This window comes from Wolbachia endosymbiont (group B) of Melanostoma mellinum, assembly GCF_947251465.1.
In the GTDB taxonomy this organism is placed as follows: domain Bacteria; phylum Pseudomonadota; class Alphaproteobacteria; order Rickettsiales; family Anaplasmataceae; genus Wolbachia.
Genome location: NZ_OX366366.1, coordinates 1,554,573 through 1,573,715, shown reverse-complemented (window position 1 = coordinate 1,573,715; position 19,143 = coordinate 1,554,573). Strand labels below are relative to the sequence as shown.

The window sequence follows — 19,143 nt, the reverse complement described above, 5'->3', positions numbered from 1 at the left end:
AAGTATGCTAAGAAGGAACATACTGGTAGAATACCTCACTACATTCATTCTACCGGTATTGTTATGTTGCAGCAACTTTGACTAACACTCCAGGTCTATGGCACATTGGCAAAGGATTTGACTGTGTATGTAAATCGGTCCCTCTATCAAACCTCCTTGGCTCTTGTTTTGCATATAGTGGCTGTCCAAGAGTATTTACTGTTTCATTAAAATCTGCTGGTGCAAAATATGTTGTAAATGTGCTTGCTGTTCCTAGTGGAAAACAGTGCCCTGTATCTTTCTCAATAAATCTTCTTACCGTCCCTTCAGGGTCAGTTGCTTGTCCTCTATATTCCTCAAACGTTATGCCACAGAACGTAAATCCTGATCTCATATCATTTCGAAGTGCTGCTCCTTCTTGCCATCTCTCATATGCTTCTTTTACTTTAGCATGAGAAGTTAGTGTATCAAAAAACTCAGGGCTTACCAAGGCATGAACTCCTGTCATATATTCACCACTTAGATTATCTTCTATATGCCGGAGTACTTCCATACACTTACGCTTTACATCTGTTGTTGCTGTTCCTAGTGCAAAATTTACTACTTTTGGCGTGATTTCAAATTCGTTGTACAGATTTAATAATTCTGACCCATCAGCATCTAAAATTATTCCTTTCAGCGCTCCCATACGCAAATGCTCCAACGTTATTGCATGTTTATTTCTCATTAGCTGCAAATGGTCAGTTATTACATCTGCCAGCGCTTTCAGTTCACTTTCTGATCCAAATGCCCTTATTCCCTGTACTTCCTCTGGTAACACTACATCATCATGTGGAATATGTGGAATCGTAAACGTTCTTACCTTTCTTTTTCCTCTTTTTCCTACTGTTGCTGGTGCTCCTGGAACTTGCGTTGGTAGTAAACTTAATACTCCGTTGTGTTCTTCTATGGTAATATGTCTAAATCTTACTGACCTACTTGGAAATAAATTTAAATTTTCAACTCGTCCATAATTTACCGGCAATATATTCATCGCATTTGTTAGTGCCGTCATGCTAAATGCTGTATTTGTAAATGGATTTTGCATTCTTTTTCCCCCTTATTAATTTAAGTTACACTCCCTTGCGGACAATGATCCCTCGTCCTTCAAGTTGCTTTATTGCTGCAGCTTTTTGCTCTTCAGTGATACCTGTTGGCCACACAATTGCATGATCTGCTAGCATTGCACCACGAGCAATAATTACTCCTTTACTATTTTCCTTTGCGTTTACATCGCTTGCTATTACACCTATCGCTGTTTGTGTACCATCTGTGGCAGTTGGATTTATTATCTTAACCATGCTATCTTTATCGAGAGCCACTACTGTACCAAGCTTTAGGTTCTGCCCTTTTGCTACTGTTATTTGGTCTCTTGAATATAGACTTGATGCCTCATACTTTAATAAGTCACCCAGATTATTTTGTTCGCTTATACAACTCATAAATTTCTCTCCTTAACTGCTTACCGCCGCTTTTATCAATGCTATATACGGCGGTTATAAAAATACTTTAACTCCTACGACTTTTCGCTACCTGCATCATCAATTCTTCTCCTGAATTCTGTGGTATTGCACTCAGTATCTCTGTCTTCTTCGTTCGCTCTGCTAGCAGTTCCATTAAAACTTCCCTTGCTTGCTCAACACTTACGCCCTGCTCAATAAATTCTCCTATCTTTTCTGGCATCTTTGATATATTACATAATCGTATTAATTCAAGAACTTCAGTACGATACTTAGTTAAATTATCAGTTTCTAGGTCAGTTGTAGTTTGTTCATTCATAGTAATACTCCTCTTTTTATTAATAGATTTTAACTCCGAAGGAATTGTAACTCCATCTGCAAGACCTATTTCTACTGCTTTCTCGCCAAAATATAGCCCTGCCTCTGTTGATCGAATCTTTTCAATTGAAAGACCTCTGTTTCTTGCTATTAGCTGCACAAACATTTCATATAGTCGGTCTACTTCTTTTTGTAAGCTTCCCAGACTTTCAGACGTCACTGGCTCATGCGGGTTTAAATCATTCTTTCGACTACCAGCAAAGATTGTGGTGTACTTAATACCTTGCTTTTCATCAAACCTACTTTGATCTATATGACTTGCTATTACCCCTATACTTCCAACTCCTGAAGTGCGGGTAAGAAAAATCTTTTCAGCACTAGAAGCTATAGCGTACGCTGCAGAATATGCATCATCATTTGCTATCGCTATTATCCTCTTTTTTTCCCTTGCATTGTAAATAAAATCAGCAAGATCAAACACTCCATTGACCTCTCCTCCAGGACTGTCTATATCCAACAGGATTGTTTCTATATCACTATCTTCTATTGCTTGTGTAATTTGTGCTTCTATTTGATTATAGGAAGTCATTCCCAAAATATCATCAAAAGCTTCTGACTTTTTTGTCAAGATCCCATGTATCGGTATTATTCCTCTTTCACTATTTCTTACTGCATGTTTTATATTTTTAAAGATGGGCTGCTTTCCTGTTTGTAGTAACAGTAATTCAAAACTCCTCGGTTCTACCATTACACATCTGTTTAGCCATTGTTGTTTCATATCACCTCTTGATTGGCCGTAACGTCAGAATCAAAACTTAAGCCCAGTTCACTTGCACGTCTTTGATCTTCTGCTATTTCTTGGTCAATTTCTTCTACATCGTAACCCATTTCTGATACTACTTCTGAGCGACTCTTAAATCCATTTCTTACTGCCATTTGCTGTGCTTGCTGATCTTTTAGTGGATCCACCCAATCAAATCCCTGTGGTATCCATTTTACATCTTTAAATACTTGATTATCTGTTGTAGAAAGCTCTCCAGATAAAGTGGCAAGTTCTAGCCATCTATTCCATACTGGTCTGCAAAATTGAAATACCATAATGTTGTGTTGCAGCATAGCACATCGACGACGAAACTCTATTAATCCAGCTCTGATTGATGAATAATTCACTCCTGTTAAATCTCCTGTTAGCTGCTCATATGTTATCCCTGTGCCTATTGCTATTGCCCTCAGTTGCTGTCTCATGAATGCTTCATAACTTCCTCCTACATCTGACGGTTCTGAAAATTTTATGTCTTCTCCTGGGTCTAAAAGCTGCATTGTTCCTGGCTCTAAACCTGATAATGCTACTCCTTGCTCATTCGCTTCGCCTTCTCCTAAAATATTTGCCTCAGGATCGAGTCTCGTAATAAACCCTGCAAACATCGCTGCTGTCTTTTTTCTCACTAATTCTGCATCATCATACTGGTCAAGTTCATAAAGCTTTAGCAGTATATTAGAAAGCCATGGCTCTCCCCTAATTTGCCCAGGTCTTAGTGGTCTATAAATATGTAAAACATCGTTTGCTGGCACTCTTACTGACTCTCCAAAGGTATTTTCACCAGGGTGTTCTTTAAATAGGTAGTATGCTTCTCTTTGCCCAAGCCTGTTAAACTCAATCCCGTTTCTTATTACATTACCATTTCCTAAAGTTTGATTTGTTTTATTATCTAGATGTTCAGACTCAAGTACTTGCAGTTGTAATGGCACAGAAAATCTATCTTCCAGCTTTCTCGTTCTTAAACGTACAAAACATTCTCCTCCCTCTATCATACTTCTGCATACCAGAGCTTGTAATCCATAAAAATCACTTACTCCGTTACTGTCTGCTTCATCTGTCCATTTTAGCCATAATTCTTGCACCTTCTTTCGAAATTCTCCATCTCTTGCTTTTGATTGCGGTTTTATTCCTGTTCCAATAGAGTTACTTACTATCGTATCAATTATATTTGCAGCGTAAGGATTTTTTCTCACCATATCCCGAGAGCGGCTACGTAAGTGCCCAAGGCTCTGAGAAAGTAAATTATTTATGCTTCCCGCTTCTCCTTGCCAATATATTACCCTTCTTCCTGAGCCTGACGCATCCCAAGCAGAACTTTTGATTTTTGGCTTACTAAATAGTTGTTTGAAATTTTTCAGCATCATACTAACCAAAATTCTCTTAATTCTTTCAAAGTTCCGTTAAATTTATTTCTGTCACATTTTCCGATTCCTTCTACTTCATGTGGCTCTGGACTTGTTTTACCGTCAGTATATTGCCATAAAATCCAATCATTCCAGCCTTTTGGTAATGTGAGCTCTTTTCTCCAGCTTGCTATCCATAATGGACATTTTGTCAAAGTTGGCGTGGCAAAATCCTTAAGAAAATAGCTACTGCCATAAATTAGGGGTAATCTTCCTGTTACTTCTTCAACTCTCTTTACAAATTCCTCAGCTTGCTTAACTGTAATATTTTTGCCACTTTTGTTTTCTTCAATATCCAGCGCAAGTATAGTATTTTTGCTTTCGCCTACCGTTTTTAGAAAATGATCAGCTTGATTTTTGCCGTTTCCTTCTGTGCCAAAATGATATGCTCCCCAGAGTAATCCTTCTTCTTCAGCTTTCTTTCTTCTCTTCGCATACTTTGAATCCACATATTTTAGTCCTTGTGTTGCCTTATGAATTACTCCAATTATACCACTCTCTTTAGCTAACTCAAAATCCACATTTTCTTGCCAATGTGACAAATCTATTATTCCATTTACTGGACTCTCTCTATTCTCCCATAGTTTTATAAAAGTTTTTAATTGCTCTAAAAATTCAGAATATTCCTCTTTTACAACTTTTCTCAGAAAATTTTCCCTCATATAACTCCTTTATTTGTTGCAAAAATAATCTTTCGTTTAGGCTTCATTCCAGCAATCTTTAGTTCACCTTTGATGCGTTGTCTGAGGCTGAGCAAATCATTTATCTGAACTTCAGCATATCTCACAACATGGTCACCATATGCAATTGATACCACTCGTTCTCCGTTTTGTAGTTTCTTTATCGCTTCTTCGACTTGAATTAAATACTCTTCGTTGTACATCTTACTTCTCATTCAACCATTTGCTTTGTCTCACTTTCTTAGGTTTTTTGCTTTCTGGCTTTTCACTTAAACTATTCCATTTACTCTCTGGCCAACGATCGATTCCAAGCGTAATAGATGCAGCTCTTGCATAAATCCTACAGTCTAATACTTCATTTCTTTCTCTTACCTTTTGCCACTCTTGTTTGGTGTATCCTTTTACTACTTTGCTGACTAATTGCTCTGCCGTTAGCTGCTTAAAATATTCAGGTGCATACTCCGGAAAATGACAATATCCTGCTGGCACTTTCTCTTCTTCTTTCAAAATATTAAGTAATTGAAAAAGCTCTGACTTTAATATCGATACTCCTACTGGCCATAGCTTTATTCCTCTTTTTAGCTTTTGACCACCAACTGTTATATCTACTCTACTTGGGCTGCTAAGTGGTACTAGCGCTTTGTTTACACCTTTGACTGCCATTACTCTTCCAGATCCTTGATGACCTCTTACCCAATTGTATACTTCTTGTGTCGCATACCCAGCATCAACCGCCATCATACTTATCATGTATTCAAGACCATTTTCACCGATAAAATGATGATTGAGGAGCTCCGAAAGTTTTCCCCATACTTCTCCTCCTCCAGTATCACCTTCAAATACTCGGTAGTCTATTGACCAACTTTCGCGGCTTTTTCCCCAGGCTACAACTTCTACCTCTAGACGATCTTTTTGTACATCAACACCTGCTGTGAGAACCACTTCACCTTTTGGTACTGTGCCAATCTGAAAAAATTCTCTCCTGTTAAATAATTGCTTCCAGTCAGGTACTTCTCCCTTATCTACCCAAGTTTCTCCTAAAGTGGTATTTATCCAAACTTTTAGTAATTGTTCACTTTCTTTGGCATGGAGAAAATCTTCTACTGCTTGTTGCCAACTATACCACCCAACTGGACTATAAAGACTTGAAAGATGAAATCCTTTTTTCTCACCTTTTACTCTATTAGTAGGTCTCCATTCTCCACGATCTAGCATCTCTGTCTTTTGATGATTTTCTATTTTGCCACTACATTCAGTGCAGACATAATGTGCTGTTCTTGAGTCATTATCTTCCCATTTAATTTGTGACCATTTCAGAACTTGATAGTAATTACAATATGGACATGGTACAAAAAAATATCTCTTATCTGTTGCTTCAAATTCTTTCTCAATTCTGCTTATTCCATGAATCGTTGGTGTTGATACTAAAAAAATCTTTCTCCGTGCAAATGTATTAGTTCGAGCAATACTAAGCAGTACTGGATCTCCTTCTCCTCCTGAATCTCCTGGATAGGCATCTATTTCATCAAGAAAGAGATATTTTACTGGCATAGATCTCAGTGCTACACTGCTATTTGCTCCGGTTATTACTACTATTCCACCTGGAAATTCCTTACTTTGTACAGTATTGCCTGAGTCTCTTGACCTTGGGTCTTTTACTTTACTTTTTAAACATGGTGTACTTTCAATCAGTGGTGCAAATCTTCCTTTTGACCAACGCTTTCCCATTTCAACTGTCGGCTGTACTACTAGCATTGGCCCTGGCGTTTGATCGATGATATAGCCAATCCAATTATTTCCTGCTTCTGTTCCTCCAATCTGTGCTCCTTTCATGAATACTACTTTTTCTGCTGGTGAGGACGGAGATAGTGAATCCATGATTTCTTTTAAATAAGGAGTTCTCTCTGTTCTCCATTTACCTGGCTCTGATGCTGCAGTTGCTGCTAAAACTCGATACTCATTCGCCCACTCTGATACTTTAAGCTGGGGATCTGGTCTTAAACCTTCAGAAAAAGCTCTAGCGTATATCATTGTCTGCATCTACTCATAATTGGTTCTATCTCAATATTGTTAACAGTAGAGTTTATTCCTCCACACTCCTCCAATTCCATAAACATCTTTTTCTGAAATTCGTTTTCTATATATCTTTTACTCATCTCACTTATCATTATTGCTATAACAAGCGCAAATACTCCTGTTACTGTTGCAAAAATGATTGCACTGCTTATTGTTGTTGCTGTTAACCCTATATATACCGATATTGCTACTGCACTTACTGAGGTAAAAATACAGATCACATTATTGTATTTTCTTACTTTTGCATCTCTATATTCTATACATCTATAATAAACTGGTACAGACTTGCCTATCTCATCTGGTAATTTGATACTCTTTTCTTTAAATAAAGTTTTTAGCAATTCTAAATTATTTGACTTGATTGCTGAGTGCAGAACAGGTGTATAGTTTGCTCCTTTTTTCAGTAGTAATTTTACTACATGTAAATGTCCTTTTTCTGCAGCAAGGTAAATCGGTGATAGACCTTTATTGTTTGAAATATCAATATCAATTTCTTCTTTTAAAATAGACTCTACAAGCTCAACTTCTCCCATTTGTGCAGCTAAATGGAGTAGACTATTCTTCTCAGAACCGTATTTATTACTCACCAAAGCCTTCTTTATCTCAGGTTTAGCGTAATCAAATGGTGTTTTGCCGCTATCGTCTTTTACCAATGGATCTATATCTTCTCGCGTTAGTAAGACCTCTATTGTTTTAAGTCTTTCAGCGTAATGTAGTGGTGTTTTATTTTCGTAGTCTTGCAAATTGACTTGAGCATTAGGCTCCCTTATTAAGCATTTGAGGATATCCAAACACAGATCTCTTTCATCGTAATTAGTATTACTTACAGCTATATGAATAGGTAACAATTTCATTGAGTTTTGTCCCATGCGCGTGCTATTTACATCTGCTCCAAGCTTTAGCAGTAACTTTACTATCTCCAATTTTTTGTTATTAACTGCATAGTGCATTGGTGTCTGATTCCGTGCATCAAAGACATCTATTTCAGCTTTTCCTTCTCTTATCAAAATCTTTACAACTTCTGCATGTCCTATTCCTGCTGCTAGATGTAATGGCGTATGATGCAGAGCATTTCGTACATTAACGTCAACACCTTTTCCTATCAAATATCTAACTGCATTAACTTCACCTATCATTGCAGCTAAATGAAGTAAGTTATCTTGTTCTGATCCGTATTTGTTATTAATTAGCGCTTGTAATATTTCTGCTTTTTTCCCTTCTTTGGCGTAATCAAGAGATGTTTTACCATCATTATCTTCCACAAAAGGATTGATATTCTTTTTCGTAAGTAGCAGATCTATCATGCTTAATTCATCAAACTCTATAGCACAATGTAGCGGTGTCTTTCCATTTAATCCTCTAACATTAACATCTAATCCAGGTTGATTGATGAGACACTTTATTAACTCTAAACTTAAGTTATCAGCCATTTTATATTCAAAATCTTTCTTATATTTGAAATTTAGTATTAGATAATTCTTCAAGTGAGTTTGTAATCTCTTCAGTGAGCGTCTTATGAATCTTTTCAGTGTCACTTAGTGATGCAAGCAGTGCTGAAACTCTATTTGGAATATTAAGCAAATTATTACGGACAACTCTTGCTACATTAAATGCATCGCGCTTTACTTCCTCTACTGCTACAAGTTCACCAATCTCAGCTTTTGCCTTTGCCTCAAGCAGTTTACCTCGTTCCATTTCATTTTTTATTCTAGTTTTTAGCAACATCGTAGAAAGGTTACTTGTACTTTCTGGATTTTTCCTCCTCAGTGGCTGACTTGGATCTCTTATTGCTGCCACCGCTTCATTTGCTTGTTCTCTATTTACCAAACCATCCTCCAACTCAACTATTCCTTTCTTTACTAAATAACAGACATATTGCTTTGATACTCCTATCTCTCTTGCCCATTCCGTCTGCGTGATTTTTTCCACTCTTTTCCTCCACTTTTTTTGCTCCTTTTTACGAATTTTCTTCTTGAATTTCTGCAAAAGTTTTACCAGTACTGGCTAAAAGGGCATCTCTTCCGGTATATATTTGCCAACGTTTTATGGTTACATCTACAAATTTTGAATCTAACTCTATTGTCCTGCAAATTCTTCCTGTTCTCTCACATGCAATCAGTGTACTTCCAGAACCGCTAAATGGATCAAGTACTATGTCTCCTGATCTGCTGCTGTTTACTATTGCTCTCTCCATTAGCTCTACTGGCTTCATTGTTGGATGTAATGAGTTATGTGTTGGCTTATCATAAAACCACAGATCACTTTGATTTCTACCCCCATGCCACTCACGTTTATTGCCGCTTTTCCATCCATAGAGCATTGCTTCGTATTGTCTTTGATAATCTGATCTTCCTAGCGTAAAGTGATTCTTTGCCCAAATGATAAATGTTGACCATTTCCCTCCCGCTTCCTCAAATGCTTTTTGCAACGTTGAAAACTCTGATGATGATATGCAGATGTAAATTGCACCTTTCGTATATGCTAAAATATGGGAACAGATGTCGTAGAGAAAAAGTTCGTACTTTTCACCTTGATTATCATTTAATATCTTTTTGTCTTGGCTATTACCATAATCAACGTTATATGGAGGATCACAAACAGTAATGTCTGCCATTTTATCATCTAACAGCGCTTTATATGATTCAACTACAGAGCTATCACCACAATAGATTCTATGATCACCTAAAATCCAAAGATCACCTGGCTTTGTTATTTCTACCTTTTTGTCATCAACAACTAAGTCAGAAAGATCTTCTTCTTCACCATCTAAATCATCAAGAAAGTTTTGAACTTTTTCTAGCTCAAATCCAGTCATTTTAAGATCAAACTGCAAATCTTCTAATTCTTGAATTTCCACCTTCAAAAGATCATCGTCCCATTTTGCCCAGTTAGCTGATTGATTTGCCAGTAACCGAAAAGCTTTAGTTTGTGGTTCATTTAAATTATCACTTAAAACAACAGGAATGCTCTCCATACCAAGTTTTCTTGCTGCTTTAAGTCTTAAATGACCATCAACCACAGTGCCATCGCTTTTTGCAACTATTGGTATACGAAAGCCAAATTCCCTGATTGAAGCACACATTCTATTTACTACGTCATCATTTTTACGTGGATTACGCTCATATTCGACCAGATTTTGAGTAGGATAATAGTGGATTGCTAAATTCATATCTTAATAATTAAAAAGTTAATATTCAAAATATCTCTGACGCTAAAGAAGGCCTGGGGTCTGACCCACCAAATCCGCCATTCTGGCTGAAAGGACCCACTTTTTATGGGTTTTTTGTCTTATTAATATCTTTACTAATATAGAACATTAATGCCAAAGCATCGGCCTCATTATCATCTCTAGGTAAAAAACCTTTTCTCTTTACAGCTTCAATAACTTCACTCTTACTTGCATTGCCTTTGCCTGTTATAAAGCGTTTTATAGTTTTAACATTAACACCTTGGTATGGCACATGATGCTCTTCACACCAAGCAGTCAGAACGGCATAAAAACCACCATAACAATGCGCTGCATCTGTTCCTAAATGTCTTCTTACTTCCTCAAAATACACTGCAGTGAACTCATGTTTCAAAGAATTAAGCCAATTGTGAAAACTTAAAAAACACATTCCACCTCCACTGAAACGGCTACCATGAAAGCTTTTGCTTCCACTTTCAATTACTCCATCTGTTAGAATTGCCCAGCCCGTTTGTTTGCCTAGATCTAGTGTTAGGGTTGACATTATTTAAAACTATAAGTAGCACTGATTCCAAAATATCGTTTGGTTCCTGCAACGTACTATCAAAAAGCGGTTTATAGTTTTTTTGTTGGCCAACAACGGAAATCCAAGAATCATGTGCTACCCCTAAGAAGTATATGGGTTAAGGTTGTCTACGTTATAGTAGCTCTTTCAACCACCTCTTAACAGATATATACTAGAAATGAGGTTAGAAATTTGATTTGCACTAAAATTTTTTTGTTTTAGCTAAATTATTTCTTCAAAAAATAAGCTAGATTTGAAAAAATAATAAGTCGTTTAAAAGAATTCAAAACTTCTCAATTACGCAACTTACCAAACACTTCGTCTCTCTTGCTATCAGCTAATTTAAGGGCTTTCTCGGAACACTCAGTATAAACAAAAGATGATAATAGGAACTTCCGAAGCCTGTTAAACTTATGAAAGCTATTGCAAAGTGAGTTTTCTCCTTCATACAAATTTTTTCTTTACAATGAATAAAAACGATGTTAAACTTACTTGTAAGTTTACTTATATCAATCTAATCATTAGTAGTACTTTTTATTTGCTTTTTAAAGGGTGTTAAAGGAAGTGTATGAACAGAAATCATAATGAAATTTTATTTTATGAAACAGATGATGGAAAGGTATGTATTGAAGTTAGATTTGAAAATGAAAATCTATGGCTTACTCAGAAACATATGGCTGAGTTATTTGGCTGTTCAACTGATAATATTTCATTGCATCTAAAGAACATTTATCTATGTAAAGAACTAGATAAAAACTCAACTACCGAGGAATCCTCCTATGATTGTTGTCAATAAGAAATTTCATATTTTGTAAAATCTTTAAAAACCCGGTTATCTTTAAAGTGTGTAGAAAATGTCTGTCAGAAATCGGTAGCTCTCAATTGCATAAAAGTCAATAATGATTTTTTGTATTACTCAAAACATTTTCTGATGTAAAATTCAGCTCTAATGCAATTTTTTATTTATTACTGTACCATCTTATTCGATCAAAAGTTGTTTCATTGACAACAAAAATACTAAGTTTTTAATTAATATTTTTTAAATTAATACAGCTAATGAATATGTGCGTCTACATACACTTAAAGCACATATTCATTTGGCTTACAAAAATTAAGGTATCATATTTTCCCTTACAATTATTGTTCAATAAAAAATTCAAATTTTGTAAAATCTTCAAAAATCCAGTTCCTTTTCAGTGTATAGAAAATGGTTGTTAGAAATTTTCTAGCAGTTGCAATAATAGCCTTAGCAGAACCACGCTTCTTTTTCACATGCTCGTAAAAACTTTTCAGGTAAGGACTATATCGTATAGCGACCCAGGTACACTGTACTAAAGAAGTTCGTGCCATTTTTGGCCCATATTTGGTGATTCTTCCAATAGTACATTGCTGATTAGATTGAGAAACTGATGGTACAACTCCGAAATAAGCAGTGAGCTTTTCAGGATTGCTAAAATCATTAATATCGCCAATTGTTGTGATAAAAACTGCTGCAGAAATTGCACCAATACCTTTAATACTGATAATATTATTAAACCCAGGAAGTTGTTTAGCAAAAGCGGTAATTTCTTCTTTAAGCTTCTTGAGGTTTTCTCGAATAGCTTCCAGTTGATAGCTAATTACTTCAATCTCTATCTTTTCTATATAATCCCAATTGTGTTTTTGAATAGAGCGTTCAAATCCAGCTTTAGTTGTCAGCGTTTCCTTCTTAATTTTTATCCCATGATAATTAAAAAGACCGTGCATTTTATTGATTAGAGATACTTGTGATTTCACTAACTGCTCTCTTGTTCGAAGAAGAGAAGCTAACTGCTGGCATTGTTTGCTTTTACATCTCGCTTCAGGCAACATATCCTTGCTTAAAAAGAAAGCAATAGCTCTTGCATCATGCCTGTCTGTCTTCTTTACAGAGCGGCGAATAACTTCAAATTGCCAGGGTGCAATTATCACTGCGCGCTTGACGTAAGATGACACTGCATCATAAAAGAAACAGCTATTACCTGTAGCTTCGAAAGCTATTTCATCTTCTTCTGATTTAAGACCTTCAACGAAATTGTCCAAGTCCTGTAAGTGAAATGTGCGAATACATTCTTGCTTTCCTTTTTCTAAGTAGCAAACAGTAAAGCTATTAGTATGTAAATCAACACCTATGTAACGCATAAATTTTCCCTCTTATTGAATACTACAAAATATCAGAGTAGAATATTACCGGTTGGTCCAACCTCCTATACGCGGTCACCAAATTTTATGGGCCGCACGATGGTTTTCGGTGGCAGGGGCGGTTAATCTCGATAACGAGGTCTAATCCCATTATTGCATATAAAAGCAAAATAGGGCCTCATGAATCCTTTCAACCTGCCACCTATCCACTCTGAGAAGTTATTATCTTCTCATGCTTCCAGCCAAGCAATAACAATTCATATCATCTCGATAGTTCAAAAAGAGGGAGAAAGAGAAGTAAAACGTGATGTGGTTTTCTACAATTTAGAGGCTAGTTGGTTATCGTGTCAATTCAGAACGTGATTTCGTACATGGGCAACTGATAAGCTAAAGAAGTATATTTTCAAAGGTTTCGTGATTGATAGCAATAGATTTAAAAATGGCTCTAGATTTGATACTCATTTTTTTGATGAGTTGCTTGAAGAAATTAGAGAAATTCGTGCAAGTGAGCGTATGGCTTATCAGAAAATCACAGACATTTATGCAACTTCAGTAGACTATGCAAACCGAAACGAAAAATTTCTTTGCTGTAGTACAGAATAAATTGCATTTTGCTATTACTGGAAATACAGCAGCAGAAATTATTGCTAACAGAGTGGATAGAAATAAACCTAATATGGGATTAACAAATTGGCGTAAGGCACCTAAGGGAAAAATCTTTCTTTCTGACATGCAAGTAGCAAAAAACTATTTAGATAAAAATGAAATTGCTCAGCTAAACAGGATAGTAAATATGTATATAGATTACGCAGAGTTTCAAGCTGCCAGGGGTAAAGTAATGTATATGAAGGATTGGAAAGAGAAACTCGATGCATTTTTAAGATTTAATGAGCAAGATATATTACAGAATTATGGCAAAACCTCTCATGAAGTAGCAATTGCCCTAGCTACAAAAGAATATGAGGTGTTTAGAAAAACACAGGATAAGTCATACAAGTCAGACTTTGATAAATTGGTAGAAGAAAAGAAAAGTCTTGATCAAAAAAGTGTAAAAGCTTAGGGCTGAATCTTGTAAAGGTAAAGAAATCATAAAAAAATCTATTTGTTCTTTAGGTTTCAGAAATTTTCTTTGCAACTACAGTTTTTTAATAAATAAAAGTTTGGGGTAAAAGGCACTATTTTTTAAAGCCAGAGTATAAACGTTAAAAGGTACAGCTCTAGTTTTGCCCATCAACATGGAGACATAAAACCCAAAATTTAAATCTTCGTCTCCTCTTTGCGTTAACAGTTTTTTTGAAAAAATTTCTTTCTTCTACGGTGATTCAAGAATAGCTTTTATTTGAGCTTTAAGGTCTGTTATAAGCCTGACTATACAGATATCCTAAAAATTACACCTAGCTTAAAAATGTGTTTTTACCTTCTCTAAAAAAATTTAAAGCATTAGACTAAAATTTCTAGTTTAACTACGAAAACTCAAAGTTATACACTTCAATTGCACATAGAGTTTTTGTTGATTAAGTTATTTGCACCTGTTTTTCTGACTTCCTTTAATTTTAAGAAATTATATTTATTTTAGTTGCAAAGGTTAGGTACAAGTAGTATGTTTTAAAGCCATACTACTATATTATTATTATATAATAATAGGAGTTATTCTGAAAACTGAGAGTTGAACAAAACCCTCTATATTCCTGAACTTTTTCCCTATTGCTCAGTCTGCAGCTATAAAATTCAATAATCCCTCTAAGTTGTTGAAAATCTCGCATTTCTTTCACCCTTACTAAATTCAGTCTGCATAGACTAAGCAAATTCTGAAGACAAACTGAGCAAATCCGAAGACTGAAATAACTCATATTTTCTATTTTAATTTTATTAATTGCAGATGCTATGATGAACCCAAGTATTCGGATTTTCAACTGGTAAAATGCTACCATTCTCCAGTGATTTATAGTCGGTTGGTAAGACCTTTTCATAAATTGTCACTTCTTTATTCAGTTGATGATCAAATACCTTACTTTTCTTTTCCATGCCTGCAACACAAAGCACCCCATATCTAGTTCTTGCTCCATTTTTACCTTCTCTGTTAAATTTTATATAGCCTTTTGTAGCTAAAGTATCAATACGTTCACGGATCGAATGTTGACTACCAAGACCTGCTTTATTCTCAAATGCCTGACAGAACGAATTTATTGTATATAGACGTCCCTTCCGTGCTTCATCATAAATTAATTGTAGAATAGTATCATACCTACGCGAACGTTCTGCATCTAACCTTTGACCATAATCTTTATTCACAAGTCTTTGCGATTCATAATCAACCACGTACCAGTTATTGTTAATTTTATCAACGTATTTTGATGCAATAGCATGACCATTGCGTAACTCAAATATTAGCTGACGACAGCTTTGTTGTTCATTTGGTCTAAACATTATCATTCCTGTAGTATAAAAACTTCGCAATGAACCAGCTCCACTAAAGCTTTGAAAGGGATCTTCCTCTAATGATTTCTTTTGAATCTTTTTTGTATGATGTACTAAAATAACCCCTGCATCTTGATTAGCCAGCTTTCTCAATTTACCAACCCTTTCTTGTAGAAAGAATAACATAGCATTGTTGTCATTTTCACTACTATTCTCGCCGGCATCAAAAATATTGCGTAGTGGATCTATTGCTATTATATCAACTGCATTCGAGCCAAATGAACTTTCTATTTTATCTACAATAATCTCTATACTATCATCATTTAGAAGTAACTCCACTTGTGGTGTAATAACTAAGTTATATCCAGCAATTTCAAGAAGTTCTTCATTTAGTTTAATCTGCTGAAGACGTTCACGCATATAGTGATAGCCAATTTCAGTTTGTAAGTAAAAGATTTTCAAAGGTCTTGTGGGCATCATGTTCAAAAATGGAATTCCTCCTGCCATATGTAATAACCAAGAAATAAGAAAATCACTTTTTCCAACCTTAGGTGCACCTGCAAACACCAATAGTCCTCCTGGAGTTAAAATTCTTGGAGCTATTATGTCTTTCGGCATTGGTGATTTATCGTTTAAATACTTTATTACTGGAATTGCTGAAAGTGAAATGCGACGTCCTGCTTTTTGAACTTTCGAGAATTCCTCGGTAGTTGATAGTTTTTTCACATATGGAACTTGAAGAATTGAAGATAAGAATTTTTCAACATTTATACCTTCTTTCACGCAATCAGCAGCGTCCCAACCCTTTGGTTTATCTTTAGGTATTTCCAAAATGCAAAGTTCTTCAACTCCAAGACAAGTAAGTTTCATAGCAGATTTTTCAGCGTATTTCTTACCTGCTTCATCATTATCTGGCCATATAATAATGTGTTTACCTTTAAGTGGAGTCCAATCTGTCTTCTCAATAGGTGCATTTGCTCCTGACATTGCTGTTGTTGCAGTTATTCCTTTCTCTATCAGCGCTTCTGCACATTTTTCTCCTTCAACCAGAATAACTTTATCAGACTTTAAGATTTCTGGAATGTTGTAGAGTGGCCTTATCTCTGGTGCTGCAAACTTAGATTGTTTGACATCAAAAGGCTTGTATACTTTTTTCTTTCCAGGAGGATCAGAACGGTAAACTTTTACAATCACCTGGCCATTTTCATCATAATAATTCCAACTGTGGGTAATAAATTTCTCGAAGTCTTCATCAACATATTGTTTCTCTCTGTATTTTTTATTATTTCCGAGCCATTCACTTATTGAAGCTACTACCTCAGGAAACTCTGTCCTTGCATTCTTTCTATGCACAACTGCCCAAAGGTCGATAATGTCACCACCTTCTCCAGTTGCAAAATCATTCCATAACCCAGCTCTACTGCCACTTAATTCTACTACCAGACTTTTTCCTTTATTACCATGCACATCACCTACGTAAAACTTATCACCACGAAAAGTTCCTCTTGGCAAAAGGTAAAAAAGACAAGATCTTATGTTAAGCAATAGTTCTGCTTTATCATTTAAAGATTTAGAATCGATATTCATAATAAAACCATAAACAACCTTATATAAGGGTTATTCAAGTTTTGAAGGCTAATGTTTACATCGACATTATTTTAAATCCTACCGCAATTATTCTCAGAAAAAAGCAAGCGAATATCAATAGGTTAAAAATCGCACCGCAATTATTTAAATTTCTCTGAACCTGCAATTAACCGTCTATAAAGGTCATCCTTGACAGTTAGTTATTCAAGGAGCTTCAATGAAATCAAAGAATTCTTACTCGGGGATTGATCCCATAATTGTCAAGTACGTTAGACATTACGCAAAATGTATAAAGAACTTAAAGTGTTTTGCGCATGAAAGTCTTGAAGATATTGAGCAAGAACTTTTCTGTATGATTTGGCCTACTATTGAGAAATATGACGAAAGTAGAAGCTCTTTTTCTACCTTTGTATGTCAACTTGTTAAGTGTAGAGCTATTAATTTAATCAATAAGCAACTCTGTAAAAAACGTGGTGGCAGAGAAGGTATATTCTATGTTGATCCTGATGATCTACATGAAGTAGTTGATGATAGATGTCATTTTATCACTGAAATCACAACTCGTATTGATGTGAACGATGTTATCTCAACACTACCCCAAGAATGGCAAGTACTATGCAGACAACTGGAATTTTTCAGTGTTCCAGAAATAGCTGAAATAAATGGAATACCACGCACAACAGTTTATAACACTTTGCAACGAATAAGACGGCACATAAAAAATTTTTTTTAGCAAATCAAACAACAAGTAACAGTTCTAGTATAACTCTTATAGGAGGGCCACGATATATGACCTTAAAAATAATAAACAGCAAAGAAAGGGTAAAAATAGTAACAGGTGTGAAGATAGTAATCTTTGGACCTTATGGAATCGGCAAGACCAGTCTGCTCAAAACCCTCGATGAATCAACAACACTTTGTCTCGATTTTGAAGCAGGACTTCTTGCCGTTCAGGACTGGAAAGGAGATTCAACTGAGATTCGCACTTGGAATGAGGCAAGAGATATTGCTTGTCTTATTGGTGGGCCAAACCCTGCACTGAAATCTGATCAAGCATATAGTCAAAGGGACTATGAGCATGTCTGTAGCAAGCACAAAGATCTTCTTTGTGAGGTTTCTAAATACCGCTCTATCTTTATTGATAGCATAACTGTTGCATCACGTTTGTGTCTTTTATGGGCAAGAATACAACCTGAAGCTTTTTCTGATAGATCAGGAAAAGAAGACAAAAGAGCTGCTTACGGACTACTCGCCCAAGAAATGATGGCCTGGCTCAATCAATTTCAACATATCAGAAACAAAGACATTATCATAGTTGGTACATTAGGTCAATATCTTGATGACTGCAATCGTCCAACTTGGCTACCTCAATGTGAAGGGGCTAAAACTGCTAGTGAGATTCCAGGGATAGTTGATGAGGTAATCAGCATGGTTGGAATCAAGAAAGATGATGGTACAGAAGTTCGCTCATTTGTCTGTCAGACTATTAATACTTGGGGATACCCTGCTAAAGATCGAAGTGGCTGCCTTGATATGGTTGAAGAACCACATTTGGGTAAATTACTTGCGAAAATTAAAGCCAAAACTTTGGCTCCTATTGTTTAATTAAAAATTGGAGAAATTATTATGGAACAAAGCTTTTTCAACATCGGTCAAAAAATTCCTTTTTTCAGCGTAAAGGAGTATTTAAGTGATCAAACGCCAATACCAGAAGATATAATCTGCCCTAGAATTTTAACGAAAAGAGGTTTATTGGTACTAGGTGGCCCACCTAAAATCGGCAAAAGTGACTTTTTGATCTCTTGGCTTGTTCACATGGCTGCTGGTAGATCATTTCTTGGTATGACACCAAATAGACCTTTGAAAATTTTCTACATGCAAACTGAAATTGAGTATGAATATATGAAAGAACGTTTGCAACAACTTCAACTTGATGAGGAACTTTTGGATATAGCTGCTAACAACTTAATCATTACGCCAAAGGTGCACTTATCATTTAATCACGATGAAATAAGTGAAATGAAGGAAATTGTGAATGAACGCTTTAAACCTGATGTTTTGGCCATAGATCCATTACGTAACATCTTTAGCAGCGAGTATGGAAATGAAAACGATAATAGTGCTATGCTGTTTTTTCTGCAAAAGACTCTTGAAAAGCTACGCAGTGCTGTCAATCCAGATGCTTGCATTGTACTCACTCATCATACAAAAAAATTATCAAAAAAAATGCTGGAAGAAGATCCATTTCAGGGTTTGAGCGGAGCTGGTTCTTTGAGGGGATTTTATAGTACTGGCATGGTAATGTTTGCTCATGATGAAGAAAGTACTACCCGTCAAATAGTATTTGAACTGCGCAATGGTGAACGTGTAGCAAGCAAGCTTGTTGATAAAATAAATGGTCATTGGCAGCTTGTAGACCAATGGAGTTGATTCTTTTTTTACTTAATTTAT

17 protein-coding genes and 1 pseudogene are annotated in these 19,143 nt (G+C 35.8%); 5 read left to right on the top strand and 13 right to left on the bottom strand.

The annotated features are described in order from the left end of the window. Positions 1–61 precede the first annotated feature (61 nt). From OPR42_RS07380 to OPR42_RS07330, 11 genes are all read right to left on the bottom strand, one after another. A complete protein-coding gene (locus OPR42_RS07380; RefSeq protein WP_265042229.1) occupies positions 62–1,066 on the bottom strand; it encodes a major capsid protein in 1,005 nt (334 codons plus the stop codon). A 25-nt stretch (positions 1,067–1,091) separates the two neighbouring features. Further along, positions 1,092–1,460 (bottom strand): head decoration protein, encoded by a 369-nt coding sequence (locus OPR42_RS07375; RefSeq protein ID WP_253309042.1) that lies wholly within the window; start codon positions 1,458–1,460, stop codon positions 1,092–1,094. Positions 1,461–1,527: 67 nt separating this feature from the next. After that, the gene (locus OPR42_RS07370; RefSeq protein WP_265042228.1) at positions 1,528–2,574 is read right to left on the bottom strand and encodes a S49 family peptidase; all 1,047 of its coding nucleotides are present in this window, start codon (positions 2,572–2,574) and stop codon (positions 1,528–1,530) included. Beyond that, entirely contained in the window at positions 2,571–3,980 is a 1,410-nt protein-coding gene (locus OPR42_RS07365; RefSeq protein ID WP_264336182.1) for a phage portal protein, read from the bottom strand. Before OPR42_RS07365 ends, OPR42_RS07370 begins: the two co-directional genes overlap by 4 nt. Next, positions 3,977–4,681 carry a glycoside hydrolase family 25 protein gene (locus OPR42_RS07360; RefSeq protein ID WP_265042227.1) on the bottom strand — a complete coding sequence of 235 codons (705 nt, stop codon included), beginning with the start codon at positions 4,679–4,681 and terminating at the stop codon, positions 3,977–3,979. The genes OPR42_RS07365 and OPR42_RS07360 overlap by 4 nt, the downstream gene beginning before the upstream one ends. Further along, the gene (locus tag OPR42_RS07355; protein ID WP_264336184.1) at positions 4,678–4,902 is read right to left on the bottom strand and encodes a gpW family protein; all 225 of its coding nucleotides are present in this window, start codon (positions 4,900–4,902) and stop codon (positions 4,678–4,680) included. The genes OPR42_RS07360 and OPR42_RS07355 overlap by 4 nt, the downstream gene beginning before the upstream one ends. Before the next feature lies 1 nt (position 4,903). Beyond that, complete coding sequence (locus tag OPR42_RS07350) at positions 4,904–6,730, bottom strand: phage terminase large subunit family protein (protein ID WP_265042226.1); 1,827 nt, start codon at positions 6,728–6,730, stop codon at positions 4,904–4,906. Beyond that, on the bottom strand, positions 6,727–8,205 hold the full coding sequence (locus OPR42_RS07345) for an ankyrin repeat domain-containing protein (RefSeq protein ID WP_265024151.1): 1,479 nt from the start codon (positions 8,203–8,205) through the stop codon (positions 6,727–6,729). Before OPR42_RS07345 ends, OPR42_RS07350 begins: the two co-directional genes overlap by 4 nt. A 19-nt stretch (positions 8,206–8,224) precedes the next feature. Further along, a complete protein-coding gene (locus OPR42_RS07340) occupies positions 8,225–8,704 on the bottom strand; it encodes a hypothetical protein (protein WP_265042225.1) in 480 nt (159 codons plus the stop codon). A gap of 28 nt (positions 8,705–8,732) precedes the next feature. Next, positions 8,733–9,944, bottom strand: coding sequence for a DNA modification methylase (locus OPR42_RS07335; RefSeq protein WP_253303081.1), 1,212 nt, complete (start codon positions 9,942–9,944; stop codon positions 8,733–8,735). A gap of 103 nt (positions 9,945–10,047) precedes the next feature. Further along, a complete protein-coding gene (locus tag OPR42_RS07330) occupies positions 10,048–10,506 on the bottom strand; it encodes a crossover junction endodeoxyribonuclease RuvC (RefSeq protein WP_265042224.1) in 459 nt (152 codons plus the stop codon). A 589-nt stretch (positions 10,507–11,095) separates the two neighbouring features. Here OPR42_RS07330 and OPR42_RS07325 point away from each other — a divergent pair. Next, positions 11,096–11,323 (top strand): hypothetical protein, encoded by a 228-nt coding sequence (locus OPR42_RS07325; protein WP_265042223.1) that lies wholly within the window; start codon positions 11,096–11,098, stop codon positions 11,321–11,323. Between the two features lie 341 nt (positions 11,324–11,664). Here the strand turns inward: OPR42_RS07325 and OPR42_RS07320 are convergent, their stop codons facing one another. Further along, positions 11,665–12,687 carry an IS110 family RNA-guided transposase gene (locus OPR42_RS07320; protein WP_265042180.1) on the bottom strand — a complete coding sequence of 341 codons (1,023 nt, stop codon included), beginning with the start codon at positions 12,685–12,687 and terminating at the stop codon, positions 11,665–11,667. A gap of 414 nt (positions 12,688–13,101) precedes the next feature. On the opposite strand from OPR42_RS07320, the pseudogene rhuM reads away from it, so the two are divergent. Continuing rightward, a pseudogene (rhuM, locus tag OPR42_RS07310) lies at positions 13,102–13,747 on the top strand (RhuM family protein). Between the two features lie 809 nt (positions 13,748–14,556). Here rhuM and OPR42_RS07305 read toward each other — a convergent pair. Further along, positions 14,557–16,692, bottom strand: coding sequence for an AAA family ATPase (locus tag OPR42_RS07305; protein ID WP_265042220.1), 2,136 nt, complete (start codon positions 16,690–16,692; stop codon positions 14,557–14,559). Between the two features lie 217 nt (positions 16,693–16,909). Here OPR42_RS07305 and OPR42_RS07300 point away from each other — a divergent pair, with 217 nt between their 5' ends. Genes OPR42_RS07300 through OPR42_RS07290 form a run of 3 tightly spaced genes read left to right on the top strand, consistent with a single transcriptional unit; the run spans position 16,910 to position 19,122 of the window. After that, positions 16,910–17,425 carry an RNA polymerase sigma factor gene (locus OPR42_RS07300; protein WP_265042219.1) on the top strand — a complete coding sequence of 172 codons (516 nt, stop codon included), beginning with the start codon at positions 16,910–16,912 and terminating at the stop codon, positions 17,423–17,425. Between the two features lie 56 nt (positions 17,426–17,481). Next, positions 17,482–18,297: an ATP-binding protein gene (locus OPR42_RS07295; protein ID WP_265042218.1), complete on the top strand. Its 816-nt coding sequence runs from the start codon at positions 17,482–17,484 to the stop codon at positions 18,295–18,297. 21 nt (positions 18,298–18,318) lie between these two features. Beyond that, the gene (locus OPR42_RS07290) at positions 18,319–19,122 is read left to right on the top strand and encodes an AAA family ATPase (protein ID WP_265042217.1); all 804 of its coding nucleotides are present in this window, start codon (positions 18,319–18,321) and stop codon (positions 19,120–19,122) included. Positions 19,123–19,143: the final 21 nt, after the last annotated feature.

Bases quoted from the DNA above. Each gene is read 5' to 3' on its own strand.
- OPR42_RS07345 (WP_265024151.1), bottom strand. From the start codon at position 8,205: ATGGCTGATAACTTAAGTTTAGAGTTAATAAAGTGTCTCATCAATCAA.
- OPR42_RS07320 (WP_265042180.1), bottom strand. From the start codon at position 12,687: ATGCGTTACATAGGTGTTGATTTACATACTAATAGCTTTACTGTTTGC.
- OPR42_RS07330 (WP_265042224.1), bottom strand. From the start codon at position 10,506: ATGTCAACCCTAACACTAGATCTAGGCAAACAAACGGGCTGGGCAATT.
- OPR42_RS07300 (WP_265042219.1), top strand. From the start codon at position 16,910: ATGAAATCAAAGAATTCTTACTCGGGGATTGATCCCATAATTGTCAAG.
- OPR42_RS07290 (WP_265042217.1), top strand. From the start codon at position 18,319: ATGGAACAAAGCTTTTTCAACATCGGTCAAAAAATTCCTTTTTTCAGC.
- OPR42_RS07355 (WP_264336184.1), bottom strand. From the start codon at position 4,902: ATGTACAACGAAGAGTATTTAATTCAAGTCGAAGAAGCGATAAAGAAA.
- OPR42_RS07295 (WP_265042218.1), top strand. From the start codon at position 17,482: ATGACCTTAAAAATAATAAACAGCAAAGAAAGGGTAAAAATAGTAACA.
- OPR42_RS07325 (WP_265042223.1), top strand. From the start codon at position 11,096: ATGAACAGAAATCATAATGAAATTTTATTTTATGAAACAGATGATGGA.
- OPR42_RS07375 (WP_253309042.1), bottom strand. From the start codon at position 1,460: ATGAGTTGTATAAGCGAACAAAATAATCTGGGTGACTTATTAAAGTAT.
- OPR42_RS07350 (WP_265042226.1), bottom strand. From the start codon at position 6,730: ATGATATACGCTAGAGCTTTTTCTGAAGGTTTAAGACCAGATCCCCAG.
- OPR42_RS07370 (WP_265042228.1), bottom strand. From the start codon at position 2,574: ATGAAACAACAATGGCTAAACAGATGTGTAATGGTAGAACCGAGGAGT.
- OPR42_RS07335 (WP_253303081.1), bottom strand. From the start codon at position 9,944: ATGAATTTAGCAATCCACTATTATCCTACTCAAAATCTGGTCGAATAT.
- OPR42_RS07305 (WP_265042220.1), bottom strand. From the start codon at position 16,692: ATGAATATCGATTCTAAATCTTTAAATGATAAAGCAGAACTATTGCTT.
- OPR42_RS07365 (WP_264336182.1), bottom strand. From the start codon at position 3,980: ATGATGCTGAAAAATTTCAAACAACTATTTAGTAAGCCAAAAATCAAA.
- OPR42_RS07380 (WP_265042229.1), bottom strand. From the start codon at position 1,066: ATGCAAAATCCATTTACAAATACAGCATTTAGCATGACGGCACTAACA.
- OPR42_RS07360 (WP_265042227.1), bottom strand. From the start codon at position 4,681: ATGAGGGAAAATTTTCTGAGAAAAGTTGTAAAAGAGGAATATTCTGAA.